Genomic DNA, 17843 nt, shown 5'->3' on the forward strand with positions numbered 1-17843 from the left:
CGCCCCCCGGCGCGACAGCGGCCGAGGCGGGACGGCAACGACAGGGGTGACCGATTGACCATGACCCGAACCGACGCCGCGACCGAGGGCAACGAGGCCGCGGCGCTGCTGGAGTACACCCGTACCCTCGTCGACCCCCCTCTGCGGGCCGCGGTCGCCTCCCTCCCCGGATCGCTCCGGCGGGTCGCGATGTACCACTTCGGCTGGGAGCACGCCGACGGCAGCCCGGCCGCGGGCGGCGCGGGCAAGGCGATCAGACCGGCGCTCGTCCTGGCGGCCGCCCGCGCGCTGGGCGGCGATCCCGAACAGGCGGTCCGGGCGGCCGTCGCCGTGGAGCTGGTCCACAACTTCACCCTGCTGCACGACGACGTCATCGACGAGGACCACACCCGCCGCCACCGGCCCACCGCCTGGACGGTGTTCGGCGTCGCCGACGCCGTCATCGCCGGCGACGCGATGCTGGCTCTCGCCCAGCGGCTGCTGGCCGAGGACGACAGAGCGGTCTCGGCCGGCGCCTCGGCCAGACTCTCGACGTGTGTCATCGAGCTGTGCGCGGGCCAGCAGGCCGACTGCGCCTTCGAGGAGCGCGATCCGGACCAGGTGTCGCTGGACGAGTGCCTCACCATGGCCACGGCGAAGACGGGCGCGCTGCTCGGCTGCGCCTGTGCGCTGGGGGCGCTCTACGCGGGTGCCGACGAACGGGCCGTCGGGGCCATGGACGGCTTCGGCCGGGAGGCCGGACTCGCCTTCCAGCTGATCGACGACCTGATCGGCATCTGGGGGGACCCGGCGCAGACCGGCAAGCCGGTCGGGGCGGATCTCAGCGCCCACAAGAAGTCGCTGCCCGTGGTGGCGGCGCTCACCGCGGGCGGCCCGGCCGCCGCGGAGCTCGCCGCCCTCTACCGGGGCGCGATGAACACGCGCGCCGAGGTGAGCCGGGCCTCGGAAGCCGTCGACAGAGCCGGTGGCCGTGACTGGGCGCAGGGCTGCGCCGGGGACCGGATGGCGCGCGCGGTGCACCACCTGTCCCGGGCGGTCCCGGACCTGTCGGCGGCGGGCGATCTGCTGGCCCTGGCGGAGTTCGTCACCCGCCGCTCGCACTGAGACTCCCCAGGCACATATGAGGGGCGGAAGGGAGGAACCAGAGCAAGATCACGAGGGCTGCGGGGACAACCGGAGGGCGGCAGGGGCGGTGTCGGAGGCAGGGGCTACAGTCCCTGCTCATGACAGATGAGTCGTGGGCAGGGTGGTACCGGGACCGGCAGGGATCCGACGCCGTCATCCTCACCACCGACGGACAGCAACTCCGGCTCCGCATCAGGGGCGTGGACTTCGAGGGCACGAGCTTCGACGGCCTGCGCCCGGTGGCCGGCGCGCCGGTGGAGAGCGGAGTGTTCGCCCTGACGGACGGGGCGCTCAACGACTGCGTCCTGGAGTGGGACCTGCCGTTCCCCGTCACCGCGGAGGGGGAGGGGCGGCAGGCGACGCTCAGCTGCCTGTTGTCGCTGCGCAGGCCCGACCCGTATCTGTATCTGGAGCTGCAGTTCGGCGGGGCGGCCTTCCGGTCGCACCGGGCCGAGAGCGACTTCGGGTCCGCGCTGGCCACCATCCAGCGGAAGCTGCCGCCCGGCGTGATGCTCAGGACCTGCATAGCCTGCGCGTTCTCGGACTACTTCCCGGCCCAGGACCCGGTACCGGTCCGCGGCCTCTCCGGCGGGCTCGCCTGCTTCCGGGGCGCGAAGGAGGAGTACCGGGGCACGGCCGGTGAGCAGGACGTGCTCGGCCTGTGGGACCGGCGCACCGGCTTCGTCCAGGAGGTCTGGAGCTGCCGGGAGTTCGAGCCCCGGCCGACAGCGGGCGCGGGCACCGGACACCGGGGCGCGTTCCCACTCGAAACGGCCTGACCGGCCGGCCCTCGGGCCGCCCCCGAACCGCCCCCTGAACCCCTCCCTCCGAACCGCTCGATCCCGAACCGCCCGACGGCCTTGCGCCGCCGGGCGGTTCGGCGTTTCGGCGGTTCTGCGTTTCGGGAAACGCGGCGCCGCACCCGCACCGCGGCACCGCGTCGCACCTGGGCGTACCGCCCTCCCTCGCTTCTCGTTGCCATGGACTCCATTGTTCTACTAGCATGCGAACAATGGAGGTTTTCATGAACCGGAAAAACATCGGCCGCGTGGTCCTCACCGCTCTGCCGTTCCTGCTCGCGCTCGCCACCGACCTGATCCTCTTCGCCACCCGCCGCGACCGGCTTCCCGCCCAGCTGGCCAGCCATTTCGTGGGCAACGGCCGGGCGGACGACTACGCGGGCCAGACCTCGTACGTCGTCGTCACCACGGTGGTGCTGGTCGGCTGCGGCGTTCTGCTGGCGCTGATGGCGGGGCTGGGGAAGTTCTACGGCTCGGCTTCCCGCGCAATGGTCGGCTGCGGCTACGCGCTCGCCGGGTTCCTCGGCTACCTGATGGCGGCCGTCATGCTCATCAACGTGGACGCGGTCGAGGACGCCCGGGGCCGGGGGCAGGACGTCTCGTTCCCGCTGTGGCATCTGGCCGTGGCCGTCGGGGTGGCCGCTGTCGGCTTCGGGCTGGGGTTCCTGGTGGCCGCGCTGGTCCCCGCGATCGAGCCGGACGGGGGTGGCGGGGCCGAGGGGGAGCGGAAGCGGATCGCGCTGCGACCCGGTGAGGTCGCCGGGTGGGCGCGCGGCGCCGGGTCCTGGTGGCTGTCGCTCATCGCGCTCCTGACCTTCGGCACGGGCGTCGCCCTGCTGTTCACCGCGACCTGGCCCGTCGCCGTGCCGGCCCTCGTCCTCGGCGTGCTCATCGCGAGCTTCGCCCGTCCGTACGTGACCGTGGACCGGCGCGGGATCACCGTCTCCGGGCTGCTGCCCTGGCCGCGTGTACGGGTTTCGCTGGACCGTATAGAGGGGGCGACCAGCCGCGACATCAGCCCGCTCACCGAGTACGGCGGCTGGGGCTACCGCATCCGGCCCGGACGTACCGGCGTCATGATCCGCTCGGGGGAGGGCATCGTGGCACGGCTGGCGAACGGCCGGGACTTCGCGGTGACCGTGGACGACTCGGCGACCGGCGCCGCGCTGCTCAACACCCTGATCGACCAGCGCCGAACGGAACAGTGACCATGCTCTTCCGGGTCGATCCCACCTCCACCGTGCCGCTCGGCGACCAGATCGCGGCCTGTGTCCGCCGCGCCGTGGCCGACGGCGCGGCGGCCCCCGGCGAACGGCTGCCCGCCGCCCGGGTCCTGGCCGAATCGCTCGGGGTCAACGTGCACACGGTCCTGCGCGGCTACCAGCGGCTGCGCGAGGAGGGCCTGATCGAACTGCGCAGGGGCCGGGGCGCCGCCATCGCCGACGGCGCGTCCCCGCACCGCGCCCGCCTGCTGGAACGGGTGCGCGAGGCGGTCGAGGAGGCCCGTGGCCTGGGGCTCACGCCGGACGAGCTGCTGACCCTGGTGCGTACCGAATTCGGTGCCCTCTGAACGGCCGCTGGGCCGCCTCGTCCTGCGAGGCGGCCCACCGGCCGGCCCGGTTCGGTCAGGAACCGGGCCGGTTCGGTCAGGAACCGCCGGCCGTGAGCGCGGCCGCGAAGCCGTACTGCCACAGGTAGTTCACCTGGTTGCGCTCGTTGGAGTCCGGGTACGGGTTGGTGCAGGACGGGCCGGGGCCGCCGCCCGACATCAGCTCGCTGCACGGGCCCGTGTAGTGGTCCGGCAGGCCGAGCACGTGCCCGGTCTCGTGGGTGGTGACCCGGGTCGAGTCGTACTGCTGGTTCTGCGCGTAGTCCAGGAAGACGTAGCCGTTGCCGTGCCCGTCGGTGCTCGCGTAGGAGCCCATCGGGTCGTTGCCCTCGTAGTAGGCGAAGTCCGCGTTCGAGCCCTCCTGGAGCCGGACGTTGGAGACCGAGCTGTTCCAGATCTGCGCGCTGTTGGCTATCTGGGTGCGGAAGCTCGGGGCGTTGGCGGCGCTGTAGACGATGGTGACGGACTGGGCGCCCGGGTTGGCGGCCCGCTTCTCGGCCACCGACTTCACGACCGCCTCGAAGAACGCCTTGTTCGCCGCGGCGCTCTCGTGCGAACCGGAATGCGCGGTGTACGCCACGTGCGCGGTGGGGGCGGCGGGCGCGGGGGCGGCGATCGCGGGGGTGGTGCCCAGCGCGGCGGCGATGCCGAGGCCGAGGCCGAGCACGGCCGACATGACGGTCCTGGGGTGTCTCATGTGGGGGGTCTCCTACCAGTTACCTGCCAGAGGAACCCGTCCGATGTTCGGACTCGGACGGGGTCGGTACGCAGCGAGTGTCGGGGAAGCGGAGCCGGGGCGGATGATGTCAGCCGGTGATAGCGCGGCCTTATCCCCCCCGTGCGAGCGACGGACCCGCGCCGGTTCACGGACCCGGTACACACCGCTTGGGGCCCGCCCGGTATACGCCGCAGATGCCCGCCCGGTACGCGCCGCAGATGTGCGCCTTGTACACGCCGCGGGTGCACGCCGGGTGCATGCCTGATGCACGCTTCGGGTCCACGGCCTGAACCAATGCCGGATTATGGGTCTTTGGCAGAGTTACGGCCCGTGGTGCACCCGGTCGGGCCGCCCTACCCTCGGCAGCATGGAGCTTGAGGTGAGGCACCTCAGGGCGCTGTGCGCCATCGCCGACACCGGCAGCCTGCACCGGGCGGCCCGCACACTCGGCGTGAGCCAGCCCGCGCTCACCACCCAACTGCGCCGGATCGAGAACGCGCTGGGCGCCGAACTCTTCAGCCGCGGACGCACCGGCTGCCGCCCCACCCTCCTCGGCCGCGCCGTCCTCAGCCGCGCCCGCCCCCTGGTCGAGGGCATGAGCGCCCTGGTCAGCGACGCCAGGGCGGAGGCCGACGCCGCGCGCGCCGGGGGGCCCCGGCTGCGCATCGGCTGCACCGCGAGCCGGGTCATCGGCGGCTGGCTGCGCCGGCTTCGGCTTCGGCTGCCCGGCACCGACATCTCGCTGCGGGTCGACGTGTCCGCCCACGCCCTGCTGCGCGCGGTCGACACGGGCCGGCTCGACGTCGCTTTCGTGCACGAGGTGGAGGGCTGTCCGCTCGCCGTCCCGGAGGGCCTGGAACAGCGGGTGCTCGTGGACCGCGAACCCCAGTTCGTCTCCATGGCCCGCGACCACCCGGCCGCCGCGCTGCCCGTCGTCGACCTCACCGACCTGGCCGCCGACCGGTGGATGGTCGACCCCACGGTGGACGGCGAATGGGACGGGCTGCGGCGGGTGTTCAGCGCGGCCGGGGTGGCGCCCGCCGTGCTGCACGGCGACTACCTCACCGCCGCCTCGCTCGTCGTGCTCGGCGAGGCGGTCGCCCCCTGCCAGCCGACCTCGGGCCCCCGCGACGACATGGCGATCCGCCCCCTGCGCGACGACCCGCTCGGCGTCCGGCTGCTCCTCGTCTCCCGGCCGGGCGCCGACACGGCCGCGGTCTACGGGGAACTGGAGGCTGCCTACCGCGAGGCGGCCCGGCGGGTGGCCGGATACCACCAGTGGCTGCTGCGCCACCGCAGCCCGCTCCTGACGCCCACCGCCCCCGCCGAGTTCCCGGTCCCGGCCGATTCAGCCGAAAGCGTGGACCGTTCCGGATCGCCGCGCCACAGGGCAGAGTCACCTTCATGAGGCTTCTGATGCTGGGCGGAACACAGTTCGTCGGACGGGCCGTCACCGAGGCGGCGCTCGCGCGCGGCTGGGAGGTCACCGTCTTCCACCGGGGCCACCACGCGCCCCGGGCCGGAGTGGCCGAACTGATCGGTGACCGTACCGCCGACGGCGGCCTGGCCGCGCTCGCCGCGGCCGACGCGCCGGATGCCGAAGGCCACACCTGGGACCTGGTCGTCGACACGTGGAGCGGCGCGCCGTCGGCGGTGCGCGACGCGGCCCGCCTGCTGTCCGGCCGGGCCGCCCGGTACACGTACGTATCCAGCCGTTCCGTGTACGCGTTTCCGGCGCCGGCCGGTCTGCCCGAGGACGGCCCCGTGGTGGAGGGCGCCTCGCCCGACTCCGAGGACGGCGAGTCGTACGCCCATGCGAAGCGCGGCGGCGAACTGGCCGTGCTGGACGCCTTCGGTGACCGGGCACTCCTGGCCCGTGCCGGTCTGATCATCGGCCCCTGGGAGAACATCGGCCGGCTGCCCTGGTGGCTCAACAGGATCGCCCGCGGCGGCCCGGTGGTGGCGCCGGGCACCCCGGACCTGGATCTCCAGTACATCGACGCCCGCGACCTCGCCGGCTGGCTGCTCGACGCGGCGGAGCGCGGGCTGCACGGCCCGTACAACCTGGTCAGCCGGCCGGGGCACACCACCATGGGCGAGCTGCTCGACGCCTGTGTGCGGGCCACCGGTTCGGACGCGGAGCTGCGCTGGACCGAGGCGGAGAAGATCCTCGCGGCGGGCGTCGAGCCGTGGACCGACCTGCCGGTCTGGCTGCCGCCGGGGGAGGTGTACGACACCCTGCACCAGGGCGATGTCAGCCGCGCGTACGCGGCGGGGCTGCGCTGCCGGCCGGTCGAGGAGACGGTCGCCGACACCTGGGCGTGGCTGTGCGAGCTGGGAGGGACGGTGCCGCAGCGCCCCGACCGGCCCAGCCCGGGGCTCACCCCGGAGGCCGAGGCCGCGCTCCTGGCGGGCTGAGCGGCCCGGCGGGCGGGGCCCGCGCGGCGGACCTTGCCGGGCCTGCGCGGTGTGGCACCCCCGGCGCGGGGCCCGGGACGCTGCATAGTGCGCCCATGGGATCAAAACTCATCAAAGGTGATAAAAGGCGCCGGGCGGCGGTGGTCGTCGCCGCGGCGGCGGTCGTGCTGGGTACCGCCGCGCCCGCCGCCTTCGCCGCCCCGCTGCCCGGCGGGCTCGGGCCGTGCCTGGGTGACGACTGCCCCACCACGTGGAACGACCCGAGCAACGACCCGGTCCGCAACCACGACAGCAACATCAACATCTACGTCGGCGGCGACTACCTGGTCAGGGAGGCGGCGGCCGAGGCCGAGGGCCGGATCGTCACGCTCGGCGCGTTCGACATGGACAAGCGGACCGGCGCCTCGCAGATCTACAACGTCGGCGTCGCGGGCGTCGGTTCGCGGGTACCCCCGCCCAACGGCAGCGACTACCTGACCGTGGGCGGCGACATCACCGTCGCGAGCGGGCAGCGGATCGTCGCGGTGGAGATGCGGAACACCGGCCGGGTCCGTTACGCGGGGACGCTGACCGGCACCGTCGACCCGGCGGACGCCCCCGTCCACGACCCGGCCGCGACCGCCCCGTACGCCGGGCTGCGCGACGAACTCACCGAGGCTAGCCACTGCTACGCGTACGACGACAACGCGGACCACCGGCGCCCGGTGACGGGGACCACCGTGAACGACGGCTTCGAGACCGTCCTCACCGGTGACGGCACCTCCGCGCTCCAGGTCTTCGCCCTCGACGCCGACGTGGTGAGCGGCTCGGGCGACGACCAGGGCATCGTCTTCGCGGGCATCCCGGACGGCGCGACCGTGCTCGTCAACGTCTACGGCGACGCCCGCACCATCAGTACGTACATGGGCTCGCTGCCGCAGACGGGCCTGCGCGAGCATCTGATGTGGAACTTCCCGGACGCCACCGAGGTCGGACTGAGGGGTTCCGGCCAGTTCCAGGGCAGTGTGCTGATCGGACAGCCGTCGAGCCGGGCCACGGTCAGCGCGAGCGGTGTCAACGGCCGCTTCTACACGGCGGGTTCCCTCACCCACACCTCGGCGGGCGAGTCGGGCGGCCAGGAACTGCACTCCTATCCGTTCGACGGTGACCTGCCGGACTGCGGTGCCGAGCCGTCACCGTCCCCGACCCCCACGGACTCCCCGTCCCCGACCCCCACGGACTCCCCGACCCCGACCCCCACGGACTCCCCGACCCCGACCCCCACGGACTCCCCGACCCCGACGCCGACCGACGCGTCCCCCACGCCGACGCCGACGCCGACGCCGTCCCCGACCGACGCGTCGCCCACCCCCGCGCCGGTACCGTCGCCGTCCGCGCCAGGACCGGAGCCCACTCACACCTGGCCGCACCGCCCGCCCCACCCCGGCGGCGAACTCCCGCACACCGGTTCGCGCGGCGGTGAGTGGGTGATCGGCGGCATCGCGGCGGCACTGCTGGCCGCCGGTACCGGCGCCATGGTGATGGCCCGCAGGACGCGCCGACGCGGCTAGGACCTGTCCCGCGAAGATCCGCCGGACAGGTCCCAGGACCTGCCTCAAGGCCTAACCTCGGCCCATGGCCGAACTGCTGCACCTCACCGAAGGCCCGCTGTGGGAAGCGGCCCGCGGGACCGGGACGTACGAGATGTCCACCCGCGGCCGCACCCTGCACGAAGAGGGCTTCATCCACTGCTCGCTGCCCCACCAGCTCCCCGGTGTGGCCGAGATGCTGTACGGCGCGGGAAGCCGGGCCGGAGCCGCTGACCAGGACCTCGTGGTGCTCGTCATCGACACCGGCCGGCTGCCCGCCCCCGTGCGGTACGAGGCCGTATCGCCCGGCGGCGAGGAGTTCCCGCACATCTACGGGCCGCTCCCGGTCGACGCGGTCGTCCAGGTGCGCCCCTGGCAGCCCGAGGAAGGAACCCCCGCATGAACGCCACCGACCCCACCCCCGCGCCCGACTCCCTCAGCACCGGCCCCCTCACCGCCGTCACCGGGGCGAGCGGCGCGCTCGGCGGCCGGGTCGCCACCCGGCTGGCCCGCGCCGGAGTCCCCGTCCGGCTGCTGGGCCGCGACCCGGCCCGGCTGCCCGACCTCCCCGGCGCCGACCCGGCACCCCCCGCCCCGTACGGCGACGGCGAGGCCATGCGCCGGGCCCTGGCCGGGGCGCACACGCTGTTCCTCGTCTCGGCGCACGAGAGCCCCGACCGGGTGCGCGAGCACACGACCGCCGTGAACGCGGCGGTCGCCGCCGGCGTCGAACGGATCGTCTACGTCTCCTTCCTCGGCGCCGAACCCGACGCCACGTTCACCTTCGCCCGGGACCACTGGGACACCGAGGCGCACATCCGGACCGCGGACGTCCGTTTCACCTTCCTGCGCGACAGCTGGTACCTCGCCGGGCTTCCGGCGATGACCGGCGCCGACGGCGTGCTGCGCGGGCCGGGCGGCGACGGCCGGGTGGCGGCGGTGGCCCACGAGGACATCGCCGACGCGGCGACCGCCGTGCTGCTCGCGGACACCGACGCCACCGGCCCCTCCCACGACGGGCGGACGTACGAGCTGACGGGGCCCGTGGCGTTCACCCTGGCCGAGGCCGCCGATGAGCTGAGCCGGGTCACCGGACGCACCATCACCTACGAGCCGGAGACCCGCGAGGAGGCCTACGCCTCACGGGCCCACTACGGTGCCCCGGACTGGGAGGTGGCCGGCTGGGTGACCTCGTACGAGGCCATCGCGGCCGGGGAGATGGCCGCCGTCTCGGACGCGGTGCCGAGGCTCACCGGCCGCCCCGCCATGGACCTCGCCACCTACCTGCGCACCCACCCCGACAGCTACCGCCACCTCCTCACCGAAGGCTGACGGCATGCGCACGGAAACCCCCTGGGGCCCCTGGGACCCGCCCCCGCTCGCCGAGGGCGTGCGGCTGCTCGCCCCGCTGCGCACCCGGTGGTGGATCGCCGGCGGGTACGCGGTCGAGCTGGCCGTGGGCCGTGCCTTCCGGGACCACGGCGACATCGACGTACTCCTGCTGCGCCGGGACCAGTCGGAGATCCAGCGGATTCTGCCGGACTGGGAGTGGTGGGCCGCCGATCCGCCCGGCACGCTGCGCCCCTGGCGCCCCGGCGAGACCCTGCCTCCCGGAGTCCATGACATCTGGTGCCGGCCGGGCCCGGACGAGCCGTGGCGCCTGCAGTTCATGCTGGACGACGCGGAGGGCGACGACTGGGTGTTCCGTCGCGATTCCCGGGTCCGCCTGCCGCTGGACCGGCTGGGCCGGGTCTCCGGGGACGGCGTCCCGTACCTCGCGCCCGAGGTCCAGCTCCTCTACAAGTCCAGGGCCCTGCGGCCCAAGGACGAGCAGGACTTCGAGGCGGCGCTGCCCGTGCTCGACGACGACGGGCGCGCCTGGCTGGCCGAGACGATCACGCTGGCGCAGGGCGCGGACCATCCGTGGGCGGCCCGGCTGCGCACTCTCCTGGCGCGCTGAGGGCGCGCCCCGGGCGTCCGTGCGTACGCCCGGGGCGCGGAGCACGCGCACACACACCGCTGCTCAGTTGACGTACGCCCCCGCCTTCGCGGCCAGGACGGCGGCTTCGGCCGCGCGGTCGGCGGCGGCCTCGTCCAGCGGGTCGCCGCTGGCGAGGAGGCGGTAGTAGAGCGGCGCCGAGACGGCGCGGACGACCTCGTCGGCATCGGTGCCCGCGGGGAGTTCGCCGCGCTCGACGGCCTCGGTGACACAGCCCGACCACTCCCCGACCCGGACCGCGTAGAAGCGGTGCAGGGCCTGTGCCGTACGCGGATCGCAGGTCGCCGCCGCGATGACGGACCGGAACAGGGCGCCCTGACGCGGGTCGGTGAGCGTCTTCAGCACCAGCCGGGCGTTGGCCCTGAGGTCATCGGCCAGCGAGCCGGTGCGCGCGCGGGGAGACGACTGCTCGGCCATGTCGTCCAGCAGGTCCGCGATCAGGCCGGTGGGGGAGGACCAGCGCCGGTAGACGGTCGTCTTGCCCACCTCGGCGCGGCGGGCGACATCGGCGAGGTCGAGCCGGTCGAAGCCGTGCTCGGCCAGGGCGTCGCCCGCCGCCCGCAGGACGGCCTCCCTGACCCGCGCGGTCCGCCCGCCGGGCCGTACGGTGCCGGGTTCCACACCCTCGGATGCCATAACGGGTCTCCAGTTCCATTAGTAACCGTTCCTCTGCTACGGTCGCCCCATCTTAACGGAACCACAGAACCATTTAGCGACCGTCCGAGGAGGGACCATCATGTCCGCGCCCAGCCGCACCCCGTCGCATCCCGCACCCACCGCCGACCGGCCGGCACCGGCCGCCCGCATGACCAGCCGCCAGAAGCTCGTCCTGACCCTGCTCCTCGGCGCCCAGTTCATGATCGCCGTGGACTTCTCGATCCTGAACGTGGCGCTGCCCGTCGTCGGTGAGGGGCTCGGCTTCGCCCTCCGGGACCTCCAGTGGATCGCCACCGCGTTCGCCCTGGCCGCCGCCGGGTTCACGCTCCTGTTCGGCCGCGTCGCCGACCTCGTGGGCCGCAAGCGCCTGTTCATCGGGGGCATGGCCGTCCTCGGCCTCTCCTCGGCGCTGGGCGGCCTCGCGACCTCACCGGAAGTGCTGCTCACCGCCCGCGTTCTCCAGGGGCTGGCCACCGCCGCCGTCACCCCGGCCGGGCTCGCCCTGCTGACCACCGCGTTCAAGGAGGGCCCGCTGCGCGAACGCGCCCTCGGCCTCAACGGGGCCCTGATGTCCGCCGGCTTCACCGCGGGCGCGATCCTCGGCGGCCTCCTCACCGACCTGCTCTCCTGGCGGTGGGCCTTCCTCGTCAACGTCCCCGTCGCCGCCCTCGTCGTCGCCCTGGCCCCGGCCGTCATCACCGACTCGCGCCCCACCGAGCGGCCCCGGCTCGACATCCCCGGTGCCGCGACCGTCACCGGCGGCCTGCTGCTCCTGGTCTACGGCCTCACCCAGGCCGGAGCGACCGGCTGGACCACCCCCACCACCCTGGCCGCACTCCTGACCGGCCTCGCGCTGCTCGTCGGCTTCTGGTTCGTGGAGAAGCGGGCGGCCGCCCCGCTCGTCCCCGTACGCATCCTCAAGCGCCGCAGCGTCATCTGGGGCAACACCACCGGCCTCATCGCCTTCGTCACGGAGACCTCCCTCGTCTTCCTGCTGACGCTCTACCTCCAGGAAGTCCTCGGCTACTCACCCCTCGCCACCGGCCTGGCCTTCGGCGTCCTCGGCATCGGCACCGTGATCGGCGGCACCCTCGGCGGCCGGGTGGTGGGCCGCTACGGCACCCGCGCGACCATCGTCACCGGCGGCGTCGTCCAGGCACTCGCCACGCTCTCCCTGGTCGCGCTCGGCACATCCGGAGACTGGATCCGGCTCCTGCTGGCCGCCACGTTCATCGGGGGCATCGGCAACATGCTGATGATCGTCGGCTTCATGGTCACCGCGACCTCCGGCCTCCCCGACGACGAACAGGGCCTCGCCACCGGCCTCGCGACGATGACCCAGCAGGTCGGCATCACCCTGGGCATCCCGGTCATGAGCGCCATCGCCACCGCCCGCGTCACCGCCCTCGGCGACCCGGGCCCGGAAGGCGTCCTGTCCGGTGTCTCGGTCGCGATCCTGGTCAACTCCGCACTGGTCCTGGCGGGCGCGCTGCTCGCCGGTACGTTCCTGGGCCGGCGGCCGACGAATCGTCCTGCGTGACACTGCCGGGCGGCTTCCGGGGCAGGCGCGGGGGATGACCGCGCGGTCATGGGCAGATGGGCGGGCCTCCCCTAGCCGATGCGCTCGTCGTCCCAGTCGGGAACCGTCGTGGTGCCGGAGACCCAGTCGCGTCGCAGCATCGCAAACCCGACGGCGTCATGAAGCGTGCCGTCGGACGCGGGCCACGCGTCGCGGTAGTGCGCTTCCTTCACGTAGCCGCACTTCTGGAACGTACGGCGCATCACCGCGTTGTCCTGACGCGTGTTGCCCTCGATCCGCTGGACCAGGGGGAACTCGGCGAACACGTACCCCGTGAGCCAGGTCAGGGCCTTTTCCCCGAGGCCCTGCCCCCGGCGCTCGGAGCGGATTCGCAGATCGAACATCGGCGTGCGGTCGGACAGGTCCATCAGCCGGACGAGGCCCGCGCGCTCACCGCCGGCCGTGATCCAGAACGTCCGGTTGTCCTGGTCGTCGTAGTGGCCCTCCGCGACCGACTTCCGGGCGTCGGCCGGGTCGACGACGTCCGAGCCGTGAAACGGCCAGGTGTCGCCCGAGAGGAAGCCGACCAGCTCTTCGGCGTCGGCCGGCTCGAAGCGTTCATAGGTGATCTCCACGGCCGCACTCTAGTGACGGCGCCACCGGCCCGAAACCGAGTTTCCGGGCCGCCGAGTGGCCGCGAAACACCGCACCCGGCCCCCGCGGCCGCCGTGTTCGGCGGCCGCGACGGACCGGGTGCGGACAGGTGGGCGGCCGGGGCCGGGCAATCGCGGGACAGGGTGCCCCACCGCGGATCAAGCCTTCTCGGTCTCCCACGGGATACGAGTGGAGGCGCGCCCAGGACGGCCCCGGGTCCGCCCGCGCGGCGCCCTGCCACGGTTCCCGCGTCGAAGCGATGTCAGTGCCGCCAAGTACATTCCCGAACAAGTGCCTGCACCGGTGCTGACCCCAGGACGCGGGTGCCGACTCCGTTGATTTCCGCTCCGGCGATGCCGACTTCGTGAAAAGCCGATCGGCGGGCAGTGGATTAAGCGGTGTTTCGATTCCCGGGGCGGTGTATTTCGAGTCCAACTACTGATAAATCCAAGGGTGGCGACGATGATTCAGGAATCGAAAGGCAACTTGCTCGAAGCGGACGTGGAGGCCATCGTTAACGCTGTCAACACTGTTGGTGTCATGGGGAAGGGCATCGCTCTGCAATTCAAGCAAGCTTTCCCTGAGAACTTCAAGCAGTACAAGGCAGCCTGCGACCGGAGCGAGGTGAGGGTCGGTGAAATCTTCGTCCATGAGGCTCAGCCCCTGGGCCCCCGCCGGTACGTCCTGAACTTCCCGACGAAGCGTCACTGGCGCGGCAAGTCGCGCGCCGAGGACGTCCGGGCAGGTCTCGACGCGCTGGTTGAAGTGATAAAGGAGTACAGGATTGAATCCATCGCGATACCCGCTTTGGGGTGCGGGCATGGCGGGCTTGACTGGGGTGATGTCCATCCGATGATTCAAACCGCTTTTGAATCCTTGCCGACGGTCGAGGTGCTGCTGTTCCCGCCGGCCGGTGCACCATCGCCTGACTCGACTCCGGCCCGTACGGGCGCACCGGAATAACCCGGGGAGAGTCACGCCGGCAGCTTTGCCGCGTGGCCCCGGACACGGGGGTCAAAAGCTGAGTCGTCAACCGGACGATCCGATGACCAATCGTCCGGTGCGTTGCGTCCGACGGCTTTTCCGGAAACGAGCCCACGCCCACGTCCGTCCCTCGGCGAGCAACCGCCGTTCATCCGCCGCAGGTCCCTGCGTCCGGTGGCCTGACGTACGGCCCCGCCGCCGATTCGGTCTTCGCCGCGCCCGGCTTGACGATCCGGTCCCCGGGGGACGGCGTTGTCGTCGTGCCCCAGCCGCGCTTCCTGCTCCATGACCGGCTCGGCCCGTGGCACTCGCTGCTCGGCGAAGCGCGGATCCGTCTGAAAGGCGCGACGAGTGCATCCTGACCACAGTGGGAGGTGCTGAGCCCCTTGGTGCCGTCCACGACCCACGGCTCTCGGGCGTTCTGGACGAGGGCAGTGAGCAGACCCTGGCCGCACTGAGCCGTCCAGCACGGTTCGCGGCCTGTTGGCAGGCCATGGGCGAAGTCACTGACTGAGGGTGCCGCGAACGCGGCAGACTGACGTCACTGGCGAGCCGCCTGACCTCACCTCCCCAACACCTCCCAAATGATCTTCAAACGCGGGAGAGGCCCAGCCGCGAAAAGCGGCTGGGCCTCTCTCATTCCTGCTCTGACCTGCGGTCCGGCCGACGGCCGAACCGGCAGCCGATCAAGCCTTCTTGGTCTCCCAGAAGATCTTGTCGATCTCGGCGATCAGGTCCAGCGCCTTCTGGCCCGTGGCCGGGTCGGTCGAGCCCTTGGCGGCCGAGAGGGCCTTCAGGGCGTCGTTGACCAGCTGGTGCAGCTCCGGGTACTTCTCGAAGTGCGGGGGCTTGAAGTAGTCGCTCCAGAGCACCGAGACGTGGTGCTTGGCGAGCTCGGCGCGCTGTTCCTTGATGACCACCGCGCGGGCCCGGAAGTGCGGGTCATCGTTGGCCTGGTACTTCTCCTGGACGGCCTTGACGGACTCCGCCTCGATGCGGGCCTGGGCCGGGTCGTACACGCCGCAGGGCAGGTCGCAGTGAGCGCTGACCTTCACCTTGGGGGCAAACAGGCGGGAAAGCATGGAGCTGTCCTTCCTCGTGATCGTCTTCTCAGGTGGGACATTACTCCGTGAGAAGCCTCTTTTTGCGGGTGCCCCCAGGGGCTTAGGCCAAAAGTCCGGGATGGGGATGGGACCGGTGGCCGAATGTACGAAACCCTGTGGGGGACGGTGTACTGGACGGACCGGGGACGTGCCGGAGGAGATGAGGGAGGTACCGGAGGTGCCTGAGCTGGCCGATGAGCAGCCCGCGCGGGGGCTGGCGGCGCGGGTGCCGTTCCAGGTGGTGGAGGTGACGGGGCCCTCGATGGTGCCCACGCTCCACCACGGGGACTGGCTGCTCGTGCAGTACGGGGCGCCGGTGCGCCCCGGGGACGTGGTGATTCTGCGCCATCCGTTCCAGCAGGACCTGCTGGTCGTCAAGCGGGCCGTGGAGCGGCGGGCCGGGGGCTGGTGGGTGCTGGGGGACAACAGTTACGCGGGCGGGGACAGTACGGACTACGGGACGGTGCCCGAGGAGCTGGTGCTCGCCCGGGTCCGGGCCCGCTACCGGCCGCTGACGAAGGATCAGCGCTCGGTGCGCGGGGTGGTGGCCTGGGCGGTCTCCGCGCTGCGGCCGGTCTCGGCGGCGCGCTCGGTCTCCAGGCGCTTGCGGGCCCGGTAGGCGGCCACGTTGGCGCGGGTCGCGCAGCGGTCCGAGCAGTAGCGGCGGGAGCGGTTGGTCGAGGTGTCCAGGTAGGCGTTGCGGCAGGGCGCGGCCTCGCACAGGCCGAGCCGGTCCACGCCGTACGAGGTGAGGTGGAAGGCCAGGCCCATGGCGGCGATCGCGGCGTAGCCCGCGGTCGCGTTGGACGGGTGGTCGGCCAGGTGCATGTGCCAGTCCGGCTTGCCGTCCGCGTCGCGGATGTCGTGGCCGGAGACCTGCGGGCTGACCGGGAACTCCAGCAGCAGCGAGTTCAGCAGGTCGACCGCGAGCCGCTCGTCCCCGGTGTCGGCGGCCTCGAACACCGTGCGCAGCCGGGCCCGTACGGACCGGAACCGGGTGACGTCCGCGTCGGTCGCCCGCCGGGCCGCCTGGCCGTTGACGCCGAACAGGTCCCGGACCGCTTCGACCGAGGTGAGGACGTCCTTGTTGCGGGCCGGTTCCTCGGTGTTGACCAGGCGCACGGCGTAGTCCGAGTAATAGGCCAGTTCCACGAATAGTCCTTACGGCGTCGGTTCACGGGCTGTGCGGTGCGGTCGTAATGGGTCGTTAAGGGTACAGGGTATTACGGGCCCGGGTGGTGGTGGCCCGCATGCCTTCGCGGCCTCCATTTTCCCTGCCCGGCTGCCGCAACCTCCGCCGCACCCCACCGCACTGGAAGGGTGAGACGGTCCGCACCCGCGGGCCGGGGGAAGGACACCGAGGATGCGGAGCGATGACCACGCCGCGCTGCACGCCTTCGTCGAGGGCCGCCGCACCGCCCTGTTCCGCAGCGCGTTCCTGCTCTGCGGTGACCGGCACGAGGCGGAGGACCTGGTCCAGACGACTCTGGTCAAGGTGGTGCTCGGGGCGCGGCGGCACGGGCGGCTCGACAACATCGAGGCGTACGCGCGCAGAACCCTGGTCAACACCTTCATCGCGGCCCGCCGCCGGTTCTGGCGGCGCGAGCAGGCATACGGGGAACTGCCCGACCGCGCCGCCCAGGCGCCCGACACGGACACGGGCCTGGCGGTCCGGGCGGCGCTCGCCCGGCTCACGCCCAGGCAGCGGGCGGTGCTGGTGCTGCGGTACTGGGAGGACCTGAGCGTCGAGGCCACCGCCGAGGTGCTCGGGATGCGGGAGAACACGGTCAAGAGCCACGCGGCTCGGGGATTGGCGGCGCTGCGCGCCGAGATGGCGGAGGCATTGGTATGAGTGACCAGGCGCGTGAACTGCTGCGGAGGGCCGCCGAGGACGCGGGGCGGCCGGTGATCAGTACGGAGGCGGTCTACGCCAAGGCCGCGCGGGTGCGGTGGCGGCGCAGGGCCGGGGTGTCGGCGGGGGCGGTGTGCACGGTGGCGCTGGGGGCGTTCGTCGTGCCCCAGCTCGCCTCCCCGGCGGCTCGGGCGCCGCAGACCTCGTCCGTCGCGGCACCGGCCGAGCCGTCGGGGGAGTCCAGCGGCACCGGACGGGCGGCGCGGCTGACCCAGCTGCTGCCCAGCGGCGTCGGCTCGGTCGAGGAGGTGTCGTTCGCCGACATCATCAAGCACGCGTCGCCGCTGCCGCCCGAGCCGCCCAGGACCGGGCCGCTGGACGGGCAGTACGCGGTCCGCAAGGACGGCGGCGTCGGTTATCTGACCGTCGATGTCAGGGACGCGAAGGCGGTGGAGCGGAAGCTGGGCGGCAGCCCGCGGGGCAAGGACCTGTGCAAGGTGGCGAACGGGGAGCCGGCCCGTACGGACTGTGTGCGCGAGGAGCTTTCGGACGGGCGGGTGCTCACCGTCTGGAGCGACGCGATGGACTACGGCGACGGCACCCCGCAGTGGGGTCCGGAGCTGGCCGCCCGGCTCGTCCTCGCCGACGGCGGCGAACTGAACGTGCGCGACAGCACCGGCTTCGAGGCCGACATCGTGCAGGGGCCGCTCCTCAAGTCCCCGCCGCTCACCCGCGCGCAGCTGCGGGAGCTGGTGCTCCGTCCGGAGCTGCTGCCGAAGACGTGACGTGACGCGGGCGGGTACGGGTACGGGTACGGGGGCGGGGAGGCGGTACGTA

The 17843-nt window shown here is 72.6% G+C and carries 20 protein-coding genes; 15 read left to right on the forward strand and 5 right to left on the reverse strand.

Annotated elements, in window-relative coordinates; all coding sequences use genetic code 11:
• The first annotated feature begins 60 nt into the window (after positions 1–60).
• The 4 genes from P8A18_RS23510 to P8A18_RS23525 all read left to right on the forward strand — a co-directional run bounded on the left by P8A18_RS23510 (position 61) and on the right by P8A18_RS23525 (position 3495).
• Complete coding sequence (locus tag P8A18_RS23510) at positions 61–1104, forward strand: family 2 encapsulin nanocompartment cargo protein polyprenyl transferase (protein ID WP_306057340.1); 1044 nt, start codon at positions 61–63, stop codon at positions 1102–1104.
• 119 nt (positions 1105–1223) lie between these two features.
• Positions 1224–1904, forward strand: coding sequence for a DUF6304 family protein (locus P8A18_RS23515; protein ID WP_306057341.1), 681 nt, complete (start codon positions 1224–1226; stop codon positions 1902–1904).
• A gap of 245 nt (positions 1905–2149) precedes the next feature.
• Positions 2150–3133 carry a DUF1648 domain-containing protein gene (locus P8A18_RS23520; protein WP_306057343.1) on the forward strand — a complete coding sequence of 328 codons (984 nt, stop codon included), beginning with the start codon at positions 2150–2152 and terminating at the stop codon, positions 3131–3133.
• 2 nt (positions 3134–3135) lie between these two features.
• Entirely contained in the window at positions 3136–3495 is a 360-nt protein-coding gene (locus P8A18_RS23525; RefSeq protein ID WP_306061098.1) for a GntR family transcriptional regulator, read from the forward strand.
• A gap of 76 nt (positions 3496–3571) precedes the next feature.
• Here the strand turns inward: P8A18_RS23525 and snpA are convergent, their stop codons facing one another.
• Complete coding sequence (gene snpA, locus P8A18_RS23530) at positions 3572–4231, reverse strand: snapalysin (RefSeq protein WP_306057345.1); 660 nt, start codon at positions 4229–4231, stop codon at positions 3572–3574.
• Positions 4232–4619: 388 nt separating this feature from the next.
• Between snpA and P8A18_RS23535 the strand changes: the two genes are divergently transcribed.
• The 6 genes from P8A18_RS23535 to P8A18_RS23560 all read left to right on the forward strand — a co-directional run bounded on the left by P8A18_RS23535 (position 4620) and on the right by P8A18_RS23560 (position 10198).
• Entirely contained in the window at positions 4620–5660 is a 1041-nt protein-coding gene (locus tag P8A18_RS23535; RefSeq protein ID WP_306057346.1) for a LysR family transcriptional regulator, read from the forward strand.
• 8 nt (positions 5661–5668) lie between these two features.
• A complete protein-coding gene (locus P8A18_RS23540; RefSeq protein ID WP_306061101.1) occupies positions 5669–6670 on the forward strand; it encodes an NAD-dependent epimerase/dehydratase family protein in 1002 nt (333 codons plus the stop codon).
• Positions 6671–6765: 95 nt separating this feature from the next.
• Positions 6766–8220 carry a choice-of-anchor A family protein gene (locus P8A18_RS23545; protein WP_306057348.1) on the forward strand — a complete coding sequence of 485 codons (1455 nt, stop codon included), beginning with the start codon at positions 6766–6768 and terminating at the stop codon, positions 8218–8220.
• 64 nt (positions 8221–8284) lie between these two features.
• On the forward strand, positions 8285–8641 hold the full coding sequence (locus P8A18_RS23550) for a DUF952 domain-containing protein (protein ID WP_018549944.1): 357 nt from the start codon (positions 8285–8287) through the stop codon (positions 8639–8641).
• Complete coding sequence (locus P8A18_RS23555) at positions 8638–9570, forward strand: NAD(P)H-binding protein (protein ID WP_306057350.1); 933 nt, start codon at positions 8638–8640, stop codon at positions 9568–9570. The genes P8A18_RS23550 and P8A18_RS23555 overlap by 4 nt, the downstream gene beginning before the upstream one ends.
• 4 nt (positions 9571–9574) lie before the next feature.
• On the forward strand, positions 9575–10198 hold the full coding sequence (locus tag P8A18_RS23560; RefSeq protein WP_306057352.1) for a nucleotidyltransferase domain-containing protein: 624 nt from the start codon (positions 9575–9577) through the stop codon (positions 10196–10198).
• Between the two features lie 63 nt (positions 10199–10261).
• Here P8A18_RS23560 and P8A18_RS23565 read toward each other — a convergent pair whose 3' ends face one another.
• Positions 10262–10873: a TetR/AcrR family transcriptional regulator gene (locus P8A18_RS23565; RefSeq protein WP_306057354.1), complete on the reverse strand. Its 612-nt coding sequence runs from the start codon at positions 10871–10873 to the stop codon at positions 10262–10264.
• Between the two features lie 100 nt (positions 10874–10973).
• Between P8A18_RS23565 and P8A18_RS23570 the strand changes: the two genes are divergently transcribed.
• Positions 10974–12434 carry an MFS transporter gene (locus P8A18_RS23570; RefSeq protein ID WP_306057356.1) on the forward strand — a complete coding sequence of 487 codons (1461 nt, stop codon included), beginning with the start codon at positions 10974–10976 and terminating at the stop codon, positions 12432–12434.
• Between the two features lie 71 nt (positions 12435–12505).
• Here the strand turns inward: P8A18_RS23570 and P8A18_RS23575 are convergent, their stop codons facing one another.
• Positions 12506–13048, reverse strand: coding sequence for a GNAT family N-acetyltransferase (locus P8A18_RS23575; protein WP_306057358.1), 543 nt, complete (start codon positions 13046–13048; stop codon positions 12506–12508).
• Positions 13049–13529: 481 nt separating this feature from the next.
• On the opposite strand from P8A18_RS23575, the gene darG reads away from it, so the two are divergent.
• Positions 13530–14030: a type II toxin-antitoxin system antitoxin DNA ADP-ribosyl glycohydrolase DarG gene (darG, locus tag P8A18_RS23580; RefSeq protein WP_306061103.1), complete on the forward strand. Its 501-nt coding sequence runs from the start codon at positions 13530–13532 to the stop codon at positions 14028–14030.
• Between the two features lie 707 nt (positions 14031–14737).
• On the opposite strand, the gene sodN is transcribed toward darG, so the two are convergent.
• Entirely contained in the window at positions 14738–15133 is a 396-nt protein-coding gene (sodN, locus tag P8A18_RS23585) for a superoxide dismutase, Ni (RefSeq protein ID WP_018549956.1), read from the reverse strand.
• Positions 15134–15314: 181 nt separating this feature from the next.
• On the opposite strand from sodN, the gene sodX reads away from it, so the two are divergent.
• Positions 15315–15773, forward strand: a complete 459-nt coding sequence (sodX, locus tag P8A18_RS23590; protein ID WP_199783736.1) for a nickel-type superoxide dismutase maturation protease — start codon at positions 15315–15317, stop codon at positions 15771–15773.
• On the opposite strand, the gene P8A18_RS23595 is transcribed toward sodX, so the two are convergent.
• Positions 15677–16306, reverse strand: coding sequence for a CGNR zinc finger domain-containing protein (locus P8A18_RS23595; protein WP_018549958.1), 630 nt, complete (start codon positions 16304–16306; stop codon positions 15677–15679). The two genes, sodX and P8A18_RS23595, sit on opposite strands and share 97 nt — an antisense overlap.
• Before the next feature lie 211 nt (positions 16307–16517).
• On the opposite strand from P8A18_RS23595, the gene P8A18_RS23600 reads away from it, so the two are divergent.
• Together P8A18_RS23600 and P8A18_RS23605 are read left to right on the forward strand one after the other, a co-directional pair.
• Positions 16518–17006, forward strand: coding sequence for a SigE family RNA polymerase sigma factor (locus P8A18_RS23600; RefSeq protein ID WP_306057363.1), 489 nt, complete (start codon positions 16518–16520; stop codon positions 17004–17006).
• On the forward strand, positions 17003–17791 hold the full coding sequence (locus tag P8A18_RS23605; protein ID WP_306057365.1) for a hypothetical protein: 789 nt from the start codon (positions 17003–17005) through the stop codon (positions 17789–17791). Before P8A18_RS23600 ends, P8A18_RS23605 begins: the two co-directional genes overlap by 4 nt.
• The last annotated feature ends 52 nt before the right edge of the window (positions 17792–17843 follow it).

The sequence above is a fragment of the Streptomyces sp. Mut1 genome (genome assembly GCF_030719295.1).
Taxonomy (GTDB): Bacteria; Actinomycetota; Actinomycetes; order Streptomycetales; family Streptomycetaceae; genus Streptomyces; species Streptomyces castrisilvae.